A 24,023-nucleotide genomic window follows, 5' to 3' on the forward strand; every position below is an offset into this window, starting at 1 on the left:
TCACAGTTTCCACTGCACAACCCAGCCGGGCTTGACAACTTTTGGGCGGGGAATTCCGGCCAGACCTGTTGCCGGGTTCATACCAATTAACGTAACAGAAGTTGGTAGTTTCGTTTGGGTTGAAACAACTTTTGTCGCCCGGAAGAAAAGGTTGCCTTGCGTATCGATGTCGTCGATGATGGCATATAAAACATCGCCGGTTTTGAACTCATCATCGCCGATCTGGACATCTTCGGCTAGCGTAAACGTCCAGCTTTGTCCAACTTTGAGCTGACCCGCCCGCGTTAGCCGAGCCGATAGATCACCAACGAAAATAGGCGTACTGAACGACTTATTCTTTAGTAGTTCGGTTAATACGCTATCCATTACAACGGCTTCGCTTCGGCTGTGAATACCGGTTGCCTCCGACAGTGATTCAATGGGTGTTCCTGTCAGTTCTGGCTCTTCGTCCTGCAGCCATCCCATTCGGCGAGCCTGCTCACGCTCCTGCTCGTAAGCGTTTCCGGAAGCGATCAGCGCACCCATCGACACGGCATACATCGGATTGGTAAACAACTCTTTCATGGCCAGAATCCGGTATAGATAATAACCGGTTTCGGCGTTCATGGTCATGGTGTAATAATCACGATGACCAACCCGATTAATTTTACGTTGAACCATGCCAACTCCGCCGTTATAAGCGGCTGCTACGAGGGTCCAGGAGCCAAGTTTCTGATGTAAAAAGCGAAGGTAACGGCAGGCGGCTTCGGTCGATTTACGCAGATCGGTTCGTTCATCGTTGCCTGGCTTGATCGAGAGACCCATGTCCTGGGCGGTGTCATCCATAAATTGCCAATAGCCAATGGCCCCTGCCGACGATACTGCATTAGCCTGCCAGGCGCTTTCGATCAGGGGCAGGTATTTGAAATCGTTGGGAATGCCGTGTTTGCTCAGTATCGGTTCTATTACAGCAAAATAAGGGGCTGAACGAGCTTTTAGACCGTTAACATGCCTGCTATATCCAGAACTGCTCGCTAGGGCCAATGCTAATTTTGTCGATACGTCCCCTTGTTCGGTTGGGACTATTTCACCGCAGAAATGAAGTCGGGTAGGGCCAGGTAATGGGCGCGTTTTCGGTGTCGTCGGGCGTACGCTTTTTACCTTGCCAACGGCCAGTTGTTTCTGGGCGTTGGCCATCGGTTTTGGGAATAAACCAGTGCAAATCAGTAACGTAGCGAGTTGTAAGACCTTGTTCAAAACCAGGAATCGATGATTCAGCCAATAGACAACAATAATGCCAGAGGGTTTAGTTCGGAGCGAATAGGTTACTAAAGATTAGCCAGTGGCAGATGGAGTAAGAACCTGGACTCAGTGCCGTAAAGCGCGAACGTAGTAGACCTCAATTGTGCTTACAGGGCTTTCCAGGTCAGTATCCAACCTGCTTTGAGCTGATCGACTTCTGGTAATTTGATGCCCACCCGCCCCGTAGAGGCATCGACAGCGGCCAGGGTAAGATGATACGTATGCTTGTCGCCGGCCGAATACAGTTTGTCCGTTCGGAGGTATAGTTTACCCGTTTGTGAATCAATATCCTCAACAATGGCATACAGCACATCGCCTTCTTCCACATCCTGTTCGCCCGCAAATCCATCGCGGGTAAGATGGAAAGTCCAGACCTGACCGCGCTGTAGCCCGCTGAAATGCATCAGTTTGGCTTTAATGCCACCCTTAAATACGTCGGCTGCGTTTGGTAGAGGAATGTCGTCCACTCGATTGCTACTGGCCACCCGTACTTCCTGATTGGAGGACTGTATGGCTGATTCAGTGGCTTCGTCGACTAAAATTTCAGGTAGAATGACGTCGTCGTCCTCACTAAACGATTCTGAATCGATTGGTTGGCTTAGATAAGCCAATGCCTGACTGGGTATAATGTTTCCGTAGCTGCGGTAGTTGGAGAAAAGCTCTTTGAACGCCAGAATCCGATATAGATATTTACCCGTTTCGGCATTAAGTCGCAGGTAGTAGTAATCCCATTGCTGTTGCCGTTTGATATTCCCGAGCAACGCGCCGATGCCATTGTTATAGGCCGCTGCGGCTAAGGTCCAGGAGCCTAATCGTGCGTAGAGATAGTTAAGATAACGGCAGGCGGCTTCCGTCGACTTGACCAGGTTTTGCCGGTCGTCCTGACCTCGTCTGATGGTTAACCCTAGCTCCCGGGCCGTTTCGGGCATAAACTGCCAATAGCCAGCGGCTCCTTTAGGTGATACAGCAAGCCCTGTAAGGGCACTCTCTACTAAGGGTAAATATTTAAAATCGGATGGAATGCGATGACGAGCGAGAATAGGTTCAATAACTGGGAAGAACGTAGCGGCTCGTTGCCGTATCCGATATAAAGCCTGGTTTTTATGCGTATTCGTAACCAACGCTGAAACCAGACGCCGGGCTACCGCTTCTTCATGAAGTGGGACCGATTCGCCACAGAAATAGACCGGAGGAAGCACCGGTGTTAGGTTGGGGATGAAAAAATAATTGGCGGATTCAGGACCTATAGAGTGAGCCGATGTTGATTGGAGAAACGAGGCCGGTTGAATTGCCGAAATAATTAAGCCAACGAGTAACGGTATTGATACTACTACGTTCATTAATACGGTGAGTATTTTTCATCTTTAGGTTCTACATACTTTGACGACAAGTTTAATCTTGGGTAACAGGCTACTAAAAGTATTTTTGAGACCTGTTTTAAGCGAGCGGGCTATAAATAGACAAAAGGTCTCGCCTTTAGAAATTTCTAAAGCGAGACCTTCTATCGTAAAAAATAGGGCTAAATCCAGTCCCAGAAGTGTAGCGGACGGATACCTTCACCTTTTTTCAATTTCAAAATGCGGGGACGCCGAAAACGTAGCACCATAAGTCCCATCATCAATTTCTTAATGGGCAACGCTGAGGCCTGCTTTTCCAGATCAGCGTTAGGCATGTTCACTGCTTTTTTTGTTGAAGCAGCCGTGGCAATAAACTGTTGCGTATCAGACGGTGCCTTGGTCAGCAGTACGTTGGGGCGGGGGCCCCAGGTAGGGTCGGCATAGTCGGCATCGACTAGCTCAACGGTTGGAGCATCCTTAATTTTTTTCGGCAGCGCCAGTGGTTTATTCCAGCTTGGCAGTGGTTTTACCAGTTGCTCAATGGTTGAGGTACGTAGCAAAAGCGCGTACTGACGTGGGTTACTCAAGAGTTCTTTATAGGCCAGAATCCGAAACAAATAGTGGCTCGTTTCCCGGTGAAGGCGTAACCGATAATAGTTCGAATGGCCTTGTTGCTGCATTTTGTTCTGAACGTGCGTAATGCCGCCGTTATAGGCAGCGGCTACGAGTGTCCAGGAACCTAACTGACCATATAACTGGTGGAGATATCGACAGACAGCTATAGTCGCTTTTTCGAGGTTGTTTCGTTCGTCAACCTTTTTATTCACCGTCAGACCCAGTTCGCGGGCGGTTTCGGGCATGAGTTGCCAGTAGCCAGACGCTCCTCGGCGCGATACGCAGTCGTTGACTAAAGCACTTTCGGCTAATGGCATGAACCGAAAATCGCGAGGAATTTTGTACTTGCGGAGGATCGGGTCGATAATGGGAAAGAACGTGGACGCTCGGCTCCGTAAGTCAAACAGGCATTCTTCCTGAGCGCCATAGGTTCGTAAGGTTTGCATCCAGCGACGCGAGACACGCGGTTCATGAACGGGTACTTCTTCGCCACAGAAATAGATAGGGAAGACTCGTTTTGATGAGTCAACTACCATCAGCGTGGGGCTGTCCAGTCCATTTGACGATAGAAGCGACCGACTGGTGTCGGCTCCCGGAAGGGAGAGCCCAAGCGCCGGTCTGACGGCTGCCATGAGCAGTGAAATAATTACTTCTTTAATCAAAATAACGGTATTTGTTGTGAGACATGAGACGAAAAAACCCGTACCGAAGTAGCGGGCTTATTCAGAAACAGAATACGAAGATAACCGGGCTTTTGGTATGGACCAAATAATGATTCTGGGAATTATCCAACGGGAAGGGTAGAATTAGGATTTTATCATCCCATAATTCCCGCCACCAAGGCTAGTTTGGCGTAATCGTACCGACCGCCCAGATAGTCAAATAGTGGTTTTAGTCGACCTTCTTCGAGACCTATTACGTTAATTGCCTTTTCAATTTCGTATCGGTCTTCAGGGCTAATCAGAGCTTCCAGATCGATGTCGTATCCGGCTTTGGCCAACTGGACCAAATGACCGGCAATTGACCCTGGTGTAAGCTTTCGCTCGGCGGCAATCTCCTCAATGGTCATACCCGTATTGTAGAGATCGAATGTAACAAGTTGGGTTGATCCTTTGGGTTTTTCGCCTGCCTGTACGCGTCCCCGAACGTAGCCGACAATTTCGTCCAGGAACTGCTTCCCAAAGAGCTGTAATTTACGTTCGCCAACCCCGCTCACGTTACGTAGCGCATCGGGCGTAACCGGCTTTTGACGGGCCATATCTTCTAACGTAGTGTCGGTGAAAACAACGTAGGGCGGAACATTCTGCTCGTCGGCAATGGCTTTGCGGAGCACGCGTAGCCGTTCAAATAATTCGTCGCGATTGGTTTCGGATTTTGTTTTCGTTTTCTCCACAACGGGTTTCGGTGCATCGTCGGGGCGTACCAGATCAATCCGGCGGCCACCATACAGTACCTGGTCGGCAAGAATCCCCCGTCGAAGAGCGTAGTGCTGATCGTAAGCAATTTCAATAACGCCAACGTTGATTAACTGGTGAAGGTAGTTACGCCAGTCTTCAAAGCGGAGATCACGACCGGCGCCGTAAGTTTTAATCTGATCATAGCCACCCTGAAGAACCTGCTGGCTACGTGACCCCCGCAAAATATCGATCAGAAGGTTCATGGGAACTCGCTCGCCAGTCCGGACCATAGCCGACAGCGCTTTCTGGGCAATAATGGTTCCGTCGAACGTAACACGCGGATCGCGGCACACGTCGCAGTTCCCACAGGGTTCGGGCAGTTCTTCCGAGAAATAGGAAAGAAGTATCTGACGACGGCAGGTATGGGCATCGGCATATTGCTGCATTCGCTCCAGCTTGGCCAACTGAAGCCCAAGATTAGCCGGACTGTTTTCGGCCAGCATTTCTTTGTACGTAGCCACATCCGCGAAGCTGTAAAACAGGACCGTCTGGGCAGCTGCACCATCGCGGCCTGCCCGCCCGATTTCCTGATAAAAGCCCTCAATGTTTTTGGGCATGTTATAATGGATCACCCAACGGACGTTCGATTTGTCGATGCCCATCCCAAAAGCGATGGTTGCGCACATGATACGTACATCATCACGTAAAAACGCTTCCTGAATGCGTGAGCGTTCGTTAGGATCCATTCCGGCGTGATAGAAAGCCGCATTAAAGCCTTTTTCCTGTAATTTGCTCGCCAGCGATTCCGTCGATTTGCGACTCAGACAGTAAATGATGCCCGATGTATCGGGTTTTTGTTGCAGTAATTTAAAGATCTGCTGAATCCGATTCTGGCCGGGAAGCACCTGCAAACTCAGGTTGGTTCGGTTGAAAGAGGCTACAAAAATAGCCGGATCGCTCATGCCGAGCCGTTGGGCAATATCCTGCCGGGTCAGTTTATCAGCAGTGGCTGTCAACGCTACGGTCGGAATACTTGGAAATGCCTCCTTTAGTATGTTTAGCTGCGTGTATTCTGGTCGGAAATCATGCCCCCACGACGAGATACAGTGCGCTTCGTCGATCGCGAACAGAGAGATATTGATCCGTTTGAGAAAACTGAGAAAAGACTCCGTTAGTAGTTTTTCCGGCGAGATATACAGTAGTTTTAGTTTCCCGCTCAGGCAATCCTCTTCAATGTTACGTTGCTCTCGCCCAGTTTGTGTGCTGTTGTAATAAGCCGCCGAAATGCCGTTCAGGTGCAGCGCACCAACCTGATCTTTCATCAGCGCAATCAAGGGCGACACAACAATGGTTATGCCCGGAAGCATGATGGCCGGAATCTGAAAACAAACCGATTTTCCGCCACCAGTTGGCATCAGAACCAACGTATCGCGCCCACTCAACACCGATTGGATGATATCTTCCTGCATGGGCCGGAAGCGATCATAGCCATAATAGCGTTTGAGATAATCGACAGGATTTTGAGAACGTATCGGGGCAGCACTGGTCATTGGATAATCACGAGCAAAGAAAACGTCAGATGCACAAGACGTTTATGGTAGACGATATAAGCCTAGTTTGCCATTAGCTAACGGGCTAGTGTCTTTCTTTCAAATTTAAGAAAAAATTAACAGCTTTCCGTCACAAAAAGCGTGATTTTAGCCTACTCATTACGTCTTATTACCTTAACCAAATAAACCAATTTGTTAATCATGAAGAAAACACAAGCGATACTAAGCCTTGCGCTTGGTTTGTTCGTTGCTTTTACGAGTGTAGCTCAGGACGATAAAGGCAGCAAAAATAAAGCTAAGAAAGAAATAAAAAGTACCGAGAAGGAGGAGAAGAAAGTCGCTAAAGCGGAAGCAAAGGCTGCGAAGGAAGCAACAAAGTCTACCGACGATGCGGCTAAAAAAGCAGCTATGGACGAGCGGATGGCCAAGGTCAGAGCAGCCAAAGCGGAGAAAAAAGCAGCTAAAGCAGAGGAAGCTGACAAAACAGCTGATAAGGAAGCAAAGAAAGTAGAGAAAAAGGCTGAGAAAGCAGAAGTGGCTGGTCTGAAAGATGATAAAATGAGCAAGTCGGCGAAAAAGGCCGACGAAAAGATGGCTAAGTTGCCCAAAGAGGAAAAAGCTACGCCCGCCGACTACAAGGCACCAGTCGACAAAAGCATGAAAGGGCCCGGCGGAGCCACTGTTTATACGGGACCTCGCGGTGGTAAATACTATATCAATAAAAACGGTAACAAGACGTATTTGAGCAGCGTGAAAGATTGATGAATAGAGGGCTATAAGAGCCACTTAATTCATACTAGTAACTATCTTGCTGATTGTTCACAGGTGGCTCGCAAAATCGCTTGTTTTTACACGTATCGAAGTGTAAAAACAAGCGATTTTGCTTATAGAGGCAGCATGATCATTAGGATTGGTATTTATACTTAAGTAAGATTTGTTAGAGGATAAAAATTGTATTATTTATTGTTTGAAAAAGAATATCAAAGCTAATTTTCGTAGGTTAATAAGCTGATTATGAGGTTATAACTGCGTTTTTTGAAAATTGTCGAATAAAATAGAAGAGTTACTTCTACTAATACGTGTTATATTCTTCGTTTTATGGAATTTACGGATTTTAATATTGGACTTGGCTAAAATTGTCCGTTAATAAATAAATATTAGTCGAATCGTTCTTCTCCCGTTTTCCCCCTCAAAACCTATCTTTTCTTTTTATTTACTTTACTGACAAACCAGGCTTGATACGATTCAGATCGTTCAAAAATGGTAGGCTATCACACCCCATTCTACGCGGCTTTTGTAATGGATATGTTGAACGATATGCGAGAATATAGCTCACGGCTTTTGTATATCGAACGCGATATGATATAGATCCTTTTTATTATAAACCAACCATTCGTGCTGTAATTACCCGATTTGCTCTAGTAGAATAATAAGGCAAATGCATGCTGCTCTTTTTCGTGAATTTACTTAATCAATAAACTGCGCCCACATATATGAAACAATCTCTAACTGTAATGCGAGGATACATGGCATTCGTCATCGCATTTGTCTGCTTACTCACCGAAAGCAGCGGACTTGCCCGTCCTGTACCCTCTTTTTCCCGAATGGCCGATGTGGATGTGACAGGTGTTGTCACATTTAAGGATGATGGCACGCCACTTCCGGGTGCTTCTGTCTTGTTGAAAGGCAGTTCTAATGTCGGAACAATTACCGACGCGAATGGTAAGTTTAGAATTCGCGTACCCGAAGAAGCGACTCTGGTCGTGAGTTATATCGGGTATATCTCGCAGGAGATCAAGTTAAATGGCCGTACATCCTTAACCATTGCGATGGAGGCCGATGCCCAACAACTAAGCGAAATCGTTGTCACATCATTTGGTATCACACGTGACCGGAAAACACTGGGCTATGGCCTGAGTGAAGTTAAAGCTGAGCAGATTACCAAATCGCCTACTACCGATGTTACCAACTCGCTGGCTGGTAAGGTAGCGGGTGTACAGGTTACGGGTGCTGGTGGTGGTTTTGCTGGATCGAACGTAACGATTCGTGGGTTTTCAACCTTTACGGGCAGCAACCAGCCGCTCTACGTAGTGGATGGTATTCCACTGGATAATTCGGGCGGTAGCAACTCAGTGAATACGGGCGTAGTGAATTCCAGCCGTATTTCGGATATAAATCCACAGGATATTGAAAACGTAAGCGTTCTGAAAGGCGCTGCTGCTACCGTACTGTATGGCTCAAGAGCGGCTTCGGGCGCTATTCTGATCACGACCAAGAAAGGTAAAAAAGGTACCAACCGCCAGATCACATTTTCAACGAACACGGCTGTTGGAACCATAAGCCGTTTCCCCAAATTCCAGAACCAATACGCGCAGGGAAGTAACGGAAACTATGCAAACAACGTAGCAGGATCTTGGGGGCCACTGATTCAGGGACAGACCGTTACGAACTGGTTTGGCCAACAGGAGCAACTACAGGCTTATCCAGACAATGTTCGTGATATTCTACAAAACTCGATTTCGTCGCAAAACAACATTGGCTTCTCGGGCGCTACGGATAAATTCGACTATCGGGTGTCGTACGGCAATTCGATAGAAACAGCGCTGGTACCTAATAATAAACTGAACCGGAATAACCTGTCGGTAAATGCCAGCACTCAGTTAACGGATAAGTTTCGGGTTGGAACGTCGTTCACGTATACCAACAATATATCGGATCGGACGCAATCGGGTAACCAGGGGTCTAACCCGCTGTGGCGCGGTATTTATGCGCCCCGGAGCTATGACCTGACCAACAAGCCCTATCAGGATGCCGCTGGCAACCAGCTTTGGTTTGCCGCCGAAGATCAGCCATACTGGTCAATTGAGCACATCAAAAACCACCAGGAAACAAACCGCTTCTTCGGAAATATTAACCTGAAGTACGATATTCTAAGCTGGTTGCAGGCCGATTTGAAAGTAGGTACCGACGTATTTACGTTCAGTACAAAAGGCTTTGATGACAAAGGAGTACGTAGTAATGCCAACACGACGTCGGCCGGGGCTGGTGGTGTGTTGGATCGTACTGACATTACGCGTAACCTGAACTCATACTTTACGTTAACGGCCAACCGGAAAATCAACAACGACCTTCAGTTGATGGCTACGGTAGGTAACGAGATTGTGTCTAACTATAACAGCTCGCTGCAAAACATCGGCCGGGGCATTGTTGTGGCCGGATTCGATAATGTTAAGAACTTCCTGACGTTTGCCCCAACATCGAGCATTACGCAACAGCGCTTAGTTGGTTTCTTTGGGGATGTGGTGCTGGATTACAAAACCTGGCTGTCGTTTAACGTAAAGGCTAGAAATGACTTCTCATCAACACTGGCTCCAGGGAAACAATCGATCTTCTATCCAGCGGTGGCCGTCAGTTTTGTACCTACAGAGGCTTTCCCGTCCATTAAATCGAAAGTGCTGTCGTCCGCTAAAATTCGGGCCAATATGGGTGAAGTTGGTAAAGGCGCTAGCCCCTATGCTATCAATACCTATTTCGGACAGGCCAGTGCTAGTGATGGACTTGGCTCAACTGGCGTTAGCTTCCCGTTCAACGGACTGGCTGGTTATACCTACGACAACGGTACGGGAAATCCTAACCTGACTCCAGAATTTACACGTGAGATTGAATTAGGAGCCGAGTTTACTTTGTTCAATGGACGGCTTTCCTTCGATGGATCGGTTTACCGTCGGGATAGCCGCAATCTGATTTTCTCGGTTCCCGTTCCGTCTACGTCTGGGTTCACCAGCCTCGTAACGAATGCGGGTAGACTGTCAACGAAAGGTGTTGAATTCCTGCTTTCAGGAACGCCCGTTGAAAAAGAAAACTTCAGCTGGGAAACGTCGCTTAACTTCACCAGCTTCCGGTCAATCGTAGAAGAATTAGCTCCGGGTGTAAGCAATATTTCCATTGGAGGATTTACCTCACCTAACATTCAGCTGGTTCCAGGTCAGCAGTACGGTCAAATCTGGTCGAATGCCTATCAGCGTGATGCACAGGGCCGGATGATTATCGGAGCCAACGGCTTGCCTAAGGTAACGACAAACGTGCAGGCTGTCGGTAACCCGAACCCACGGTTCACAGCTGGTTTCAGCAATACGTTCAATTACAAAGGCTTCAGCCTGTCGTTCCTGTTCGATTACAAGCATAAAGGCGATCAGCTTTCACGTACTATCGGTGATTTGCGGATCAATGGCGTTTCGGCCGAAACCGCTGAATTCCCCCGATTCAACGCCGATGGCACACCGAACCGGGCCTATACCTTCGAAGGTGTGAAAGAGGATGGCACGCCTAATACGACGGCTGTTACGGCGCAGCAGTATTTCAGCCTGCAGGGTAAATACGTTGCCTGGGAAGGGTACGTACTCGATGCTACGTTCCTGAAACTGCGGGAAGCCACGCTGAACTACAAGTTCCCAACGGAGTGGTTTGGTAAAGCGAAATTCATCAAGAACCTGCAATTGTCGGTATACGGACGTAACCTGTTCATCTATGCGCCGAACTATCCAGATCTTGATCCAGAGCAAAACCTGCTGGGTGTTAGCAATGCACGTGGTCTTGAGTTTGGTATTACACCGACTGCCCGCACGATTGGTGGCAGCTTACGCGCAACGTTCTAACAGCACCGTACTATCCTGAAAAAACTTGATATCATGAAGAAATTAATTTATACAAGTGTATTGGCTGTGGGGCTTTCGCTTAGCTCCTGTAGTGAATTCCTGGACGTAAACAGTGATCCTAACAACATTCAGGCTGTTCAGGTATCGCAATTGTTGCCCTCCGTTACGGTCAACGTGGGCTATATGGGAGCCAGTGATCTTTTCCGCTACGCCAGTTTGCTCGTGCAGCAGTTCAGTGGTCAGGGGCCTAATACGGGTTTCGCTACGTTCAAAGAGTACGAGCGTTACAACATCAACAACTCCGACGTAAACAACCAGTGGGTTCGGATTTTCTCCACTACGTTGAGCGATACGGAACTGATGATTGAGCAGGCTACCAAAGAAGGAAGCCCTCACTACGCTGGTGTTGGCAAAATACTGAAAGCGTATGTGTATCAGATTTTAGTTGATGCCTGGGGCGATGTGCCCTACACTGAAGCTGTGAAGCACAGTGCTAACTTTTATCCTAAGTTCGACGACGACGAAGCGATTTATAAAGACCTGATCCGGCTGATCGATGATGGTATCAAGGACGTTGGCGCTACGACCTCGGCTATGTCGCCAAACGTGAATACTACGATTTATGCAGGTGGTACCTGGGCGGCTTCACAGGCACAGTGGGTCAAGTTTGCCAATACATTGAAGCTACGGATTTTCCTGCACTACTCGGCTAAAGATCCGGCCTACACAAAAGAGCAGATTACGGCACTGATTAACAGTGGGGCTAAGTTTATGGAAAGCCCTTCTGATAACTTCCAGATGGGATTCCTGACGGAGTCGCAACGGCAGAATCCGCTGTATAGCATGGAAAATGGTCAGTTCAAGAATCAGTTTTTTCCAAACCGATTCATTGTTAACCTGATGAATTCGAAGGCTGATCCACGTCGGGCATCTTATTTCGTACCGTTCCCCTATACGGCCAATACGGCTACGGCAACCTACAAAGGAGCCAGCGCTCTCGACCCTGATCCATCGGCAGCGTATTCGCGCAATTACCGCTATATCTACGGAACACCGTCGGCGGTAAATCAGTCGCTGATTAGTGCGGATGGTAGCCTGAGAGATGGTGCCATTACGTATGGTGGCAATGGTCCCGCGCGCCTGCTAACATTTGCTGAATACAACTTTATCCGCGCTGAAGCTGCTTTAATGTACGGAGCTGCCGGCAGTGCACAAAGTTTCTTTGAGGCAGGAATTCGGGCATCGATGACGGACGCAGGCGTTGCGGCTGCCGACGTAGCAACCTATCTGACTGCAAACGGTACGTTGACGGGTACGCAGACGCAAATGCTGGAACAGATCATCAATGAGAAATACGTGGCAAACCATGCCGTACTGATGGAGCCCTGGACGGATTACCGTCGGACAGGTTATCCTGCGCTAACGCCACTAAAAACCCCATTTGCGATTTACGACGAAGTGCCACACGTATTGTTCTACGCTCAGACGGAGATTAGTAACAATCCGAATGTGGTTCAGAAAACCTCTATGCTTGACCGGGTATTCTGGGATACCCGCCGATAGCCCGTAAATAGTCCGGCGTTTGGCTTCCGAGTGTTCAATTGTACTTCATCATCTATCCTTAAACTACTGAACGTCGGACTATTTACGGAGATACGGGTTACTAGTCATTGGTTCTGGATTCTGGAGCTAGTGACTAGTCCCTAAAGAAAATGAGTGTATTTACGCCACCCTAAATCTCTCAATTTAGGATGAGGTGAAAGTTTTATCCTGTTCTATCGGCTGGAAGTCATACGGAAAATTATTGTCTAATTTGTATTGACCATCGGTAACTAATTATTCCTAATCAGTAGATCATGCTGAAGTTATCCTGCCTTCCTATACTCTTGCTATATATTACGGGCATCGTATCGGCCCAACCGGCTAATGATACAAAAGCTGCTCATGAACTGCTGGAGAAAACACGTACTGTCACACGTAGTGAATTTCAGCAGGCAAAAGCCAATAAGGCCGCCATTGTGAAACGAATGCTGGATCTGGGACTTTGGAAAGAGGCTACCGATGCGCTAAAGGCGGATAAGGGCTTAACTGCCGCTGAAAAGTCGCTGCTGTGGGCTGAGTATCACTGGCTGATCAACGACTTTAAAGCCGCTGAAAAGGACGTAACAACCGCGTTGACCGCTGATAAAAACAGTACGTGGGGAAAACGGCTGAAGGCGTTGCTGGCTATTGAAGCCTGGGATCTTCAGAATGCCGAAAAACAGTGTAAACAACTGCTGGGCGCCAATCCAAACGACGATGAAACGGCCATTGTGTTAGGAAGAGCCCTGATGCTCCAGAAGAAATACCCTGAAGCCTTATCGGTGGCGCAGAAGCTTCAGAAAAAGAGCCCGAAACTGGCTGCCGCCTACCAGCTGGAAGCCAATGTGTATTTCTGGGATCAACACCCTGAAAAAGCGGAAGCGCCACTGGTAAAATCATTAACGCTCGATCCGCTCAATGCCGATGCCCGGTTCAGTTATGGATACGCTATCTGGCGCCGGGTCGATGCGACTCAATTGAATGACATGGCCGCGCAGTGGCAACTGGCGCTGGACATTAATCCGCTCCATTTTCAGACACACTGGCATTGGGGAAATGGGCATACGAATCTGACGTTTGCGGATTATGCCGACAAAAACGAGAAAGAAATCCGGGAAAAATTAAGAGAAGCCGATAAGCTGTTCCACGACAAGCGCCTGGCTGATGCCGTAGCCGTTACGTATAAGATCGAAAAAGAATACCCGACTTCAGTATTGCCCGCCATGCACCGGGGTTCGCTGTATTACAGCGATTTCGAAACGCCCAATCGCAAGGCGAATCTGGATTCGGCACAGCAGACATTTGTGTCGATCCTGGATAAGAAAAAACACTACGGCCCAGCGCATAACGGGCTATCGGCTGTCATCAAATCGAAACGAATACCGTATCTGATGACCTACGATTCGATTACGAACGTACTGAAAACCACGAAAATAAAAGATCCCGACAATTTCGCGAATGTATTCCCTGATCTAAGTTATTTCCCCGGCGACCGGGTTAAAGCGATGGTCTGGAATCAGATGTACACCAGTGTTGTCTATTTCCCGTTCCTGTCGAAGCAGGGTAATGCGTTTGCGGTTTCTCCGCTCCATATTGATCTGGCCCTGACGATGCGATCTCCGCAGTTCCGTTATACCACTACGTTCGATAATCGGCAGTGGATGGACATTCGTGGGGTAGGGAGTGGTGCTGCCGATATTGAATACGTAGAGCGGGGGGCTTATGAGGAACGTAACGTAGTATTGCACGAATACGTCCATCTGTTTCATGGCCGCGTACTGACCGATGCCGAAAACCGGAAGATTCGGGAGCGTTATTACGACGCGATGAAAAAGCAACTGACGTTGGATTATTATTCGCAGAACAACGAGTCTGAGTATTTTGCGCAGACGTATCCGGCCTATTTTGAAAAAGTGAAAGTCCATCCGCTCGATTTCAAGTCGATGAATATCACGGCAGAACTGAAATCGCGTGACCCTGAGATGTATAAGTTTCTGGATGCATTGGTCAAGAAAGAGCGGGCTTATCTGAACGGCGATCATGCCGTAATGGCGTCGAACTGGGCGCAGGTGTACCTCAATATGAGCAATCGGGTAGCGCGTTCCGATGCCGACAAGGCCAGCAAATACCTGGATACGGCTTTAGTGTATGACAATAAATACCAACCCGCGTATTTAGCCTATGCCCGGCTTAAACAGCAGCAGAACGATTTCGACAAGGCGCTGAGCTACATTAAATCGGCTGAAGCTATCGATCCCAATTATGCGCCAGTCTATGCGGCTTATGCCCAGTTGGAAGAAGCTAAATATACACCCGATAAGAGCCTGAACGATCTGATTGCTACGCAGGCCCGCTGGTATCAGAAAGCCTTGGATCTGGAGAAGGATTATCAGACGCGCGCGGCCGTAGCCATCCAGTTGCGGGATATGTTCTTCCAGAATGGACAAATCAGTCAGGCCATCAAGGCCGCCGAAGAGTATGCCAGTACGGGACCTGACGTATCTACGTACCTGCGCGACCGTCGCGATGATGCAAAAGCATTTGCCGCTGCTCAGCGCGCTACGTTAGGTTATGCCGACCAACTCGACGTATTGAACAAACTGGTTTTACAGCGACCACAAAACTATCAGTTACGCGGCTTATACGCCGATGCATTGCTGGCCAACGGTCGTTATCAGGATTGCATCGAAACCATGAAGCAGGTGCAGCGAATTCTGGAAGCGAGCAAAAACGGACGTACTGATTTTGATCTGCGTATTGCGGAGAGTTATGCCAAACTGAATAAGCCAGATTCGTTGACGTATTATCTGGATAAGGTTGTTGCTGAAAAATCGGAACTCGATCCGCTGGGTAAGCAACGGCTGGTACGTTTGCTGGCAACGGCTAACCGCCTGGCCGATGCCGAAACACTTTTCAAGAGCTTACCTACCAAGGGAACGTCGCTCTATCAGTCGGCGGCCCAGCAATCCAGCGGAACCCTCAATGCAATAGGTGGCAAAACAGATGAGGCTATAAATGCTTACAAAAAATCGCTGGCGCTTAATCCGTATAACTTACAGAGCTATGCTGGTTTGGCAGGTATTTATAAACAGGCAGGTAAACAAACAGAGCTGAAAGGCTTAGTGGCGGAGGCCAGTCAACTAGATATTAAACCCGGAAAGAGTGCTGAATTAGATTAAACTTCATGACAAAACCACTGTAAAGTTGAGCTTATGAAACAAACGATTACCACGTTCCTTTTTTATTGCCTTGCCCTGACCCTTTCTACTGCTCAGAATCGTACGCTGAAACTGAATGGTGACGTAACGACCAAAGATCAGGTTACGATCAAAGGAAAGGTTGTTCCGTATAACGCAACGGCTGGCAACCAGCCTGTTTATGACGAAAACGGAAAGCCCATCGCTACGTTGTTTTATGTGTATTACGAACGGTCAGACGTAGCCGACAAATCGACTCGGCCATTGTTTATTTCGTTCAATGGCGGCCCCGGTGCGGCTTCCTGCTGGATGCATATTGGCTATACGGGGCCTAAGAAGGTAAATGTCGATAGCGAAGGCTATCCGTTGCAGCCATACGGTATAAAGGACAATCCGAACTCGATTCTGGATGTGGCTGATATCGTATACGTAGAGCCTGTCAATACCGGGTTTTCACGGGCCGTTAACGACTCGATTCCAAAGTCCAAGTTTTTTGGTGTCAACGCTGACATTAAGTATTTGGCCGAGTGGCTCAATGTGTTCGTAAGCCGTAAAAATCGCTGGCCATCACCGAAGTATCTAATCGGCGAAAGCTACGGTACAACGCGCGTATCGGGTCTGGCACTGGAGCTGCAGAATGCCGACTGGATGTATCTGAATGGCGTGATTCTGGTATCACCGACCGATTTGGGTATCGAGCGGGGCGGCCCAGTCGAAGCAGCTAACTTCTTGCCGTATTATGCGGCTACAGCCTGGTATCACAAGAAGCTTCCGTCGGACCTTCAGCAGAAGGACCTTGATGCGGTTCTGCCCGAAGTGGAGCAGTTTACGATCAACGAACTGGCGCCTGCTTTAACAAAAGGTGGTTTTATGGAAGCCGATAAGAAAAAACAGATGGCCGCTAAAATTGCCCGGTACTCAGGCTTGTCGGAAAAGGTTGTTCTGGAACATAACCTGATGATTCCGACGTCTTTCTTCTGGAAAGAATTGCTACGTGATAAAGGGTATCAGATTGGCCGCCTTGATTCTCGTTATCTGGGTATCGACCGCGAGGAGGCTGGAGACCGGCCCGACTATGCTGCCGAATATACGTCCTGGCAACATTCGTTTACGCCCGCTATCAACTATTACCTGCGCGAGGTCCTCAAATACAAAACAGACCTCAAGTACTACATTGCTGGGCAAACTCGCCCCTGGGATCGCGATGGGGCCAATGCCGATCGTACAGGAGCTAACCTGCGTCAGGCAATGGCTCAGAATCCATATCTCCACGTAATGATTCAGTCAGGGTATTACGATGGCGCCACCGATTACTTCAATGCTAAATTCAATATGTGGCATATTGATCCGAGCGGAAAACTGAAAAATCGACTGGAATGGAAAGGCTATCGGGGAGGCCACATGATGTACTTGCGTGATGAAGACATGGTCACGTCAACCGACGATATCCGGGCTTTCATTCAGAAGACATTGCCGAAGCCAGATCAGCCCGCGAAGTATTAAAAGTTTACAGTTTTTGAGTTTATAGTGGCTGACGCAAGCGAATTGCTGATGCGTCAGCTACCGCTCGGGCGGCCCCATGAAAACTATAAACTGAAAACACAAAAAGGATAGAACCAACTAAACAACTACCAAACTATTACATGAAACGGATTGCCATTTTATTGATTATTGGGCTAACAACCGGCTCCTTATCGTTTGCTCAGGGGCAACGCGGACAGGGCCAGCGCGGAGCCGCTGCACCCGCTGCGGAAGGACAGCCTGCTCGCCCAGCATCGAGTGCCGCTTCGTCAAAACCGGCTCCCGGTGACCTTACGTTGCCGATGGATTCGACCGTAACCACATCCAGCGCTGTGACCATCAAAGGACAACGCGTTCCCTATACGGCTACGGTTGGTACACAGCCTGTCTGGGATGAAAACGGGAAACCTGTTGCTGGTGTATTCTATACGTATTACGAGCGTTCGGACGTAAAAGATCGGACAACTCGCCCGCTGGTTATTTCCTTCAATGGAGGACCTGGAACGGCGTCTGTTTGGATGCACCTCGCTTATACGGGACCAAAGCTATTGAACATTGATAATGAAGGTTATCCATTACAGCCTTACACGATCAAAGACAACCCGAACTCGATTCTGGATGTAGCTGACATCGTGTATATCGATCCAGTTAACACCGGTTATTCTCGGATGGCCAACAAAGACGTACCACGTTCGAAATTCTTCGGTGTGAATGCCGACATTAAATACCTGGCTGAGTGGCTGAACGTGTTCGTAAGCCGTAAAAATCGCTGGCCATCGCCTAAGTATCTGATTGGCGAAAGCTACGGTACAACGCGCGTATCGGGCCTGGCCCTGGAGCTGCAGAATGCTAGCTGGATGTATCTGAACGGTGTGATTCTGGTGTCGCCAACGGATCTGGGGATCAACCGGGAAGGACCAGTTGGTGCGGCAAATCTATTGCCATACTATGCGGCAACGGCCTGGTTCCATAAGCGGTTGCCTCAGGATCTTCAGCAAAAAGACCTGACAGCTATGTTACCAGAAGTGGAGCAGTTTACGATTAATGAGTTCCTGCCCGCTTTAGCAAAAGGCGGATTCCTGGAAGCTGATAAGAAAAAGCAGATTGCTACCAAAGTGGCCCGCTACTCGGGTTTGTCAGAAAAGGTGATTCTGGAACATAATCTGATGATTCCGACGTCTTTCTTCTGGAAAGAACTCATGCGCGACAAAGGTTATACCGTTGGCCGCCTTGACTCACGCTACTTAGGTATCGACCGCGAAGATGCAGGCGAACGTCCTGATTACTCACCTGAATTAACGTCATGGTTGCACTCGTTTGCGGCTCCGATCAACTATTATTTCCGCGAGTTCCTGAACTACAAGACCGATTTGAAATACTATATGTTCGGACCAGTTCATCCATGGGCACGTACGGGCGCTGATACGGATCGTACTGGCGAAAACCTGCGTCAGGCAATGGCTCAGAACCCTTACCTACATCTGCTGGTTCAATCCGGTTATTATGATGGCGCTTGTGATTACTTTGGGGCTCAGTACAATATGTGGCAAATGGACCCAAGTGGTAAACTGAAAACCCGGATGGATTGGAAAGGATACCGTAGTGGCCACATGATGTACCTGCGTCAGGAAGATTTGGTTAAGTCGAACGACGACCTACGGGATTTCATCAAGAAATCAACCCCAAAACCAAATCAGCCAGCGAAGTATTAAACAGTTTATGGTTTTGAGTTTATAGTTTTCAGTTTAAAGTTATTGGCGCTTCAGCCACTATAAACTGAAAACTATAAACTCAAAACTCCTAAGTAGTCTGTAAGAAATAGTTTGCATTATTTCCTAACTTGCCCTCATGGGACGAGTAAACACACCCGTTCTAACCAACACCCAACAGGCTGAGTTAGAACGCGAACTGAAGAGCAACGACAACCACAGCTTTCGCATGCGCTGCCAAGCCATCCTGCTCAAAGCGGCTGGCCGTAACTCGAAAGACGTGGCTCTGATCGTGGGCATGTGCCATGTTAGTGTGAATAGTTGGTTAAAACGCTTTAAAAATGATGGGATCGAAGGGCTAAAAATTAAACCGGGGCGGGGCCGTAAGCCCTTACTGGATAAAATAGCGGACAAAGAGGCCGTGCTGGCGGCTGTCAAAGCCAACCGCCAGCGTATCCAACTGGCCAAAGCTGACTGGCAAGCCACTCGCCAAAAAGGTAGCAAACCCGTCAGCGAGTCTACGTTTCGTACCTTTTTAAAAACCTTGGTGGGCGATATAAACGAATTCGCCGACGGGTAAAAGGAAAGCCTGATCCGGTAATATATACTTACAAAAAAGAACAACTTAGGGAGTTGGAAGAACTTTCTGGGCAAGGGCTGATTGATCTGTTTTATGGCGACGAAACCCATGTGTGTAGTGAAGGCTATGTGCCTTATGGCTGGCAATTTCCCCAGGAAGATGTTCATATAGTGGCCCAAAAGGGCTTCAAAATCAACTCTTGGGGGCTGATTAACCGGCAAAATAGCTTGCATTGGTCCACTACTCAGCAACGCATCACGGCTCGGTTTGTGGGTGAACAACTGGATAAGCTCTCGTTTAGGATTCATCGGTCGACAGTGGTTGTGTTGGACAATGCTCGGATTCACACAGCGGGCTACATCCAAGGGATGCGTTCGATTTGGGAAGCCAGAGGGCTTTATCTATTTTTCTTACCGACTTATTGTCCTCATTTCAACCTTGCTGAAACGCTATGGCGACATCTAAAAGGGGGATGGTTAAAACCCGAGGACTATTCGACCAGCGATGAATTAGCTTATGCCTTAAATCGCTGTTTAGCGAATGTGGGTCGAGAGTTAACGATCAATTTTAGTGCTTTTAATGCAAACTAATAATCGAGCACTACTTATTGTCAATAACATTGAAATAAGGATGCGAGATATTCAGCCAATAAAGTTGAACTAATGGCTCGTCGAACAAATAAACGGGCAAGGAGAATAAAAAAGCCAGAAATAGGAGAGGATTGATTAACAAAGAAAAAGCCACATCTGACTAGATGTGGCCCATAAAGGAAATAAACCAGAATACAGTTTATTCCTTAACGTGGTATATCAAAGATTAAGACTGACTGTCCAACTTCATTTCTACTTCTTTTTTCTGAACATCAGCTTCCTGACTACCTTCTTCGGCTTTAACAACTTTATTCGATTTTTTGGAGGGAGTCGATTCAAGAAGATTTACCACCAAGAATAGATAAGCTACTACAGCAAAGAAGCGATGCCCGTCTTCCCAGCGAGTGATGTCGAAAGTGGCGATCAGAAACGAACTAACCAAGTATACAAATGCAGCTGTTCCAATAAGAACGCCAAAGAAATATGTACGGTTTTTCATTGTTTCAGTATTCAAGTATGGATAATAATTCTTAAGCCCACTCCATTATGTAGAGCTAGTGGTATTTTCTCTACCACTAGCTCTTAGACTTAATCTTCACGACGTACTCCTTTATAAGGAGTTCCATCTTTTTTGCCAGACATAATCTGGCCGGTTGTAGCATTACGTTTGAAGTATACCCCGTTATGTTCAAACTGCGAGCGTTGGCGAACAGCGCCAATTCGACGTCCATCACCAGTAGGTTTGTTTACAGCCATTTTTCACCTCCTTTCTTTTTAGTTTAAAAAATGTACCCGTAATGTAATCTTTTGTAAGGCAGAGAAACAGTTAGTAGATTTGTACAGTTTAAGCAACAAATCGAATCCCTGTCTTATTAATAAAACGTGATAGAAACGCCATTAGTTTCATCAATGAAAAAAAATATATAAATTTTTTACATATAAAACACATGGAGGATCACAGTTACCTGAATACCAATTTATTATCAAATATGGTAAAAGTCCGAAGGGGTGAGAAAGTGCTTAGGGATGTTGCTAAAGAAATCGGAGGGATTAGCCCATCAACGTTATCAAGAATAGAGCAGGGGCATGTACCAGATGTTGAAACTTTCATCAAAATATGTCAATGGCTAGGAGAACCAACAGAAACGTTTGTCATTCCAGCGAATACTTCCGTCCAAGCTGACACAAGTCAAGAGAAGATCATTGCTCATCTGCGCGCTGAAAAAACGCTGAAACCCAAAACGGTTGAAATGTTAGTAAAGGTTATAGAACTTGCATATTCACAAGAAGATTAATCTACTGTATCGTGCCTCCACACCATCCCTTACTGAATCAAGAATTTAAAGAGCAAGCCGAATTGGTTGCCGCTAACATGCGTGACGCTCTTAATCTGCCTAAGCATGCTCCGCTATGCGCTTTCAAGCTTGCCAACCACCTTGGGATCCCTATAAAGTCGATTTATGACTATGGGATAGTTGACGACGGGGAACCATATGATGACTGGTCCGCCATGTTGATTTACAAGAAGTCAGGCAACCCAGTCATTATTCATAATATCAGACGTAGCCAGTCCCGACAACAGAGCGATATAATGCATGAAATAGGTCATTATTACTGCAAACATCCACTGATCCCACAGCCGGTAAAAGGACCGCTACCAACCTTGATGATGGCAACCGACCCAAGACACGAACAGGAGGCTTTCTATCTAGGTGCTACTCTCCAGTTGCCCAGAGTAGCGTTGTCTTGGGCAGTTCATGGTGAGCAAATGACTGTTGAGGAAATTGCCAAAAAATTTGTAGCTAGTCGGCAGATGGTCCAATACAGAATCAATGTAATGGGGCTATCAAAAGACATGAAGCTTTTACAAACGGAAAGACAATAATGTCAATTGAGCTTATAAGTATTTATATAATTATATATTGAATATTGTCATTAGAGAGGGTCTTAGTAAGGCTCTCTTTCTTTATTGTTAAACACCATGTCAGAAAATTCGAAACGCTTAAGCCTAGTCGCTAAGCTTCTAAACAAAGGAATAAGAAAAGTAGCCAAAGCTTTGCAGGAAGGCGGCTTTAAAATTGACGTTAATCCCAATTATCAGGTTAATACGAAGCAGCTGGAATTTCTGGCTAAAAAATTTAACAACCCATCACTAGTTGCATACCCAGTAACAGACGAAAAGTCAGAAAGGCCTACATTACCTGGTTTGAAAGTAATCGGAAAAATTGACCTTAATGCAAAGCCTGGAGACACTTTCAATAAACCGATTCTTATTCGAAAAGAAGGTACCGACTCCACGAATGAGCTGGACGTACTGAAAGAAATTGAAGCAATTAGGGTCAGAATTGGTCTTCCTACTTCAATCTATAAATACTATACTGTTAATCCCTATTTCCTTGATTCTATAAAGAATGGCTACTTCTATTTTAACAGACCATCCAATTTCAATGACCCGTTCGACTGTTCAATGAGCCTCGTCGGTTTTGCTGACAATGACGAGCAATACAGGACTTATCTAGAAAGGTTGGAAACGATCAATGGCAAGCAGCTTTCCCCCAAACAAGTTCATGAAATTAAGCAGCATTACAAAAAGGCCTTGGAAGAGGCAGTTCGAAATGTAGGCATCTGTTGTTTCTCAAGAAGCTGCACCAACATCCTAATGTGGTCTCATTACGCTTATAACCATATGGGTGTATGTCTGGAGTTTGACTATAAGGCTGATAAACTTATTCGGTCAGCTCTGGACGTGTATTACACAGACAGGTTCTTTACAACCAACTTCAATAAAAAGCCGGAAGTCGCCATCGGTAATATGACTTTTACCAAAGCCATTGACTGGCAGTATGAGAAGGAACTTAGAATCTATCAGGTTGGCCTAAACGCGGAAGAAAAAAGGAAGGTTAGTTATGACAAAAAGGCGTTGAAAAAAATAATTTTTGGGATGAAATGCAAGGAATCCGATATACAGGCAATCATGAAAATAATTCATGAAGCAAACTATCCGAATGCAAGATTTTACCAAGCCAATCCCGTTTTGGGTAAGTATGCTGTTGAACTGCAGGAGCTGAAGCCAAGGGAAAATTTACCAACTGATTATTAAATAACCAATCTATGGAAGGAGTTCAGATATCGGCCTCGATAATGGCTTTGAAACAAACGCCCGCCGAAAAGATTCTGCTGGCACGGATCTGCGAGCGAGCTGCACAGACTTATGGCATTTGCCAGGACTCAAACAAAGAGTTAGGCAAGGTTACGGCTATGCACCTTAAAACAGTTTCTGATCTAATAACCCGCCTAGTTGATGTCAATTTACTGGAATTAATGGTCGACAAGCATCAGTCTAATAAACGATCACTAAAGCCTTTGGGCAGGCTTTTAAGAGAGTATCCATCAAGTACGAATAGATTAAGTCGGCCAGCCATACTCCCTATCCGTCGATCACGGATAGCCCCTGCGCAAATGAGCACCCCCTATCCGTCAATCACGGATAGTCCTAATTCGAGTCACAGCAAATTGTCTTCTGAAGCTTATAATCCAATCCGCTATTGCCCGGTAACCGGTCTGGATATCACCCATCAGCGCCAAGATAGTCACTTTGCGGCTCAGGCCACGCTGCGTAGGCTCCTCAAAGAAGACAGCGCACGCTTTGAGGAATTAGCCCACAAACTCTTATCCCCTGAACAGGCCAATCAGGGCGGTGGAATGCGGATCTGGAGTTTGACTCAGGCGATCCGGAAGGTCGGCAAAGTTGCTACGAGTTAACAAATGAATTGGCACTAGCTCGGTAGAGATTTGTACCTTTGAAAACAGTAAAGCCCCACCAGTGGCAGGGCTTCAATGACCGTAGAGCGGGCTTAGTTTGGCGACCGATCCCGCTATGTACATAAGCAACTCATACAATGAGCGACCGCGTAAATTTATACCCAATCGGAATACAAATCAACTTTAATACCTGGGAGCAATTCAACCTGGAAGAGCTTACTAACGATGGGGTTATTTTGTTCCATACC

General features: G+C 47.1%; 18 protein-coding genes. 12 read left to right on the forward strand and 6 right to left on the reverse strand.

What is annotated here, in order from left to right:
- The 4 genes from GK108_RS18215 to recQ form a co-directional block, all read right to left on the reverse strand.
- Window positions 1–1,236, reverse strand: coding sequence for a lytic transglycosylase domain-containing protein (locus GK108_RS18215; protein WP_246224964.1), 1,236 nt, complete (start codon window positions 1,234–1,236; stop codon window positions 1–3).
- Window positions 1,237–1,388: 152 nt separating this feature from the next.
- Window positions 1,389–2,621, reverse strand: coding sequence for a lytic transglycosylase domain-containing protein (locus GK108_RS18220; RefSeq protein WP_163951687.1), 1,233 nt, complete (start codon window positions 2,619–2,621; stop codon window positions 1,389–1,391).
- A gap of 179 nt (window positions 2,622–2,800) precedes the next feature.
- A complete protein-coding gene (locus GK108_RS18225; RefSeq protein WP_163951689.1) occupies window positions 2,801–3,865 on the reverse strand; it encodes a lytic transglycosylase domain-containing protein in 1,065 nt (354 codons plus the stop codon).
- A gap of 185 nt (window positions 3,866–4,050) precedes the next feature.
- Entirely contained in the window at window positions 4,051–6,180 is a 2,130-nt protein-coding gene (gene recQ / locus GK108_RS18230; RefSeq protein WP_163951691.1) for a DNA helicase RecQ, read from the reverse strand.
- A 201-nt stretch (window positions 6,181–6,381) separates the two neighbouring features.
- Between recQ and GK108_RS18235 the strand changes: the two genes are divergently transcribed.
- From GK108_RS18235 to GK108_RS18270, 8 genes are all read left to right on the forward strand, one after another.
- Complete coding sequence (locus GK108_RS18235) at window positions 6,382–6,942, forward strand: hypothetical protein (RefSeq protein ID WP_163951693.1); 561 nt, start codon at window positions 6,382–6,384, stop codon at window positions 6,940–6,942.
- A 731-nt stretch (window positions 6,943–7,673) separates the two neighbouring features.
- Window positions 7,674–10,835, forward strand: coding sequence for a SusC/RagA family TonB-linked outer membrane protein (locus GK108_RS18240; protein WP_163951696.1), 3,162 nt, complete (start codon window positions 7,674–7,676; stop codon window positions 10,833–10,835).
- A 33-nt stretch (window positions 10,836–10,868) separates the two neighbouring features.
- On the forward strand, window positions 10,869–12,398 hold the full coding sequence (locus GK108_RS18245; protein WP_163951698.1) for a SusD/RagB family nutrient-binding outer membrane lipoprotein: 1,530 nt from the start codon (window positions 10,869–10,871) through the stop codon (window positions 12,396–12,398).
- 293 nt (window positions 12,399–12,691) lie between these two features.
- A complete protein-coding gene (locus GK108_RS18250; RefSeq protein WP_163951700.1) occupies window positions 12,692–15,595 on the forward strand; it encodes a tetratricopeptide repeat protein in 2,904 nt (967 codons plus the stop codon).
- A 33-nt stretch (window positions 15,596–15,628) separates the two neighbouring features.
- Window positions 15,629–17,116, forward strand: coding sequence for a S10 family peptidase (locus GK108_RS18255; protein ID WP_163951703.1), 1,488 nt, complete (start codon window positions 15,629–15,631; stop codon window positions 17,114–17,116).
- A 140-nt stretch (window positions 17,117–17,256) separates the two neighbouring features.
- Entirely contained in the window at window positions 17,257–18,846 is a 1,590-nt protein-coding gene (locus tag GK108_RS18260; RefSeq protein WP_163951705.1) for a S10 family peptidase, read from the forward strand.
- Between the two features lie 136 nt (window positions 18,847–18,982).
- Window positions 18,983–19,423, forward strand: a complete 441-nt coding sequence (locus GK108_RS18265; RefSeq protein ID WP_163951708.1) for a helix-turn-helix domain-containing protein — start codon at window positions 18,983–18,985, stop codon at window positions 19,421–19,423.
- A gap of 53 nt (window positions 19,424–19,476) precedes the next feature.
- Complete coding sequence (locus GK108_RS18270; RefSeq protein WP_212592832.1) at window positions 19,477–20,013, forward strand: transposase; 537 nt, start codon at window positions 19,477–19,479, stop codon at window positions 20,011–20,013.
- A gap of 226 nt (window positions 20,014–20,239) precedes the next feature.
- Here the strand turns inward: GK108_RS18270 and GK108_RS18275 are convergent, their stop codons facing one another.
- Window positions 20,240–20,512 carry a hypothetical protein gene (locus tag GK108_RS18275; protein WP_163951710.1) on the reverse strand — a complete coding sequence of 91 codons (273 nt, stop codon included), beginning with the start codon at window positions 20,510–20,512 and terminating at the stop codon, window positions 20,240–20,242.
- 89 nt (window positions 20,513–20,601) lie between these two features.
- Window positions 20,602–20,769, reverse strand: coding sequence for a hypothetical protein (locus tag GK108_RS31095; protein ID WP_170305404.1), 168 nt, complete (start codon window positions 20,767–20,769; stop codon window positions 20,602–20,604).
- Between the two features lie 191 nt (window positions 20,770–20,960).
- On the opposite strand from GK108_RS31095, the gene GK108_RS18280 reads away from it, so the two are divergent.
- The 4 genes from GK108_RS18280 to GK108_RS18295 all read left to right on the forward strand — a co-directional run bounded on the left by GK108_RS18280 (window position 20,961) and on the right by GK108_RS18295 (window position 23,775).
- Window positions 20,961–21,308, forward strand: coding sequence for a helix-turn-helix domain-containing protein (locus GK108_RS18280; protein ID WP_163951712.1), 348 nt, complete (start codon window positions 20,961–20,963; stop codon window positions 21,306–21,308).
- 11 nt (window positions 21,309–21,319) lie between these two features.
- The gene (locus GK108_RS31495) at window positions 21,320–21,898 is read left to right on the forward strand and encodes an ImmA/IrrE family metallo-endopeptidase (RefSeq protein ID WP_163951714.1); all 579 of its coding nucleotides are present in this window, start codon (window positions 21,320–21,322) and stop codon (window positions 21,896–21,898) included.
- A 96-nt stretch (window positions 21,899–21,994) separates the two neighbouring features.
- On the forward strand, window positions 21,995–23,113 hold the full coding sequence (locus GK108_RS18290) for a DUF2971 domain-containing protein (protein ID WP_163951716.1): 1,119 nt from the start codon (window positions 21,995–21,997) through the stop codon (window positions 23,111–23,113).
- Window positions 23,114–23,124: 11 nt separating this feature from the next.
- A complete protein-coding gene (locus GK108_RS18295; RefSeq protein ID WP_163951718.1) occupies window positions 23,125–23,775 on the forward strand; it encodes a hypothetical protein in 651 nt (216 codons plus the stop codon).
- The last annotated feature ends 248 nt before the right edge of the window (window positions 23,776–24,023 follow it).

The organism is Spirosoma terrae (assembly GCF_010435915.1).
Taxonomy (GTDB): Bacteria; Bacteroidota; Bacteroidia; order Cytophagales; family Spirosomataceae; genus Spirosoma; species Spirosoma terrae.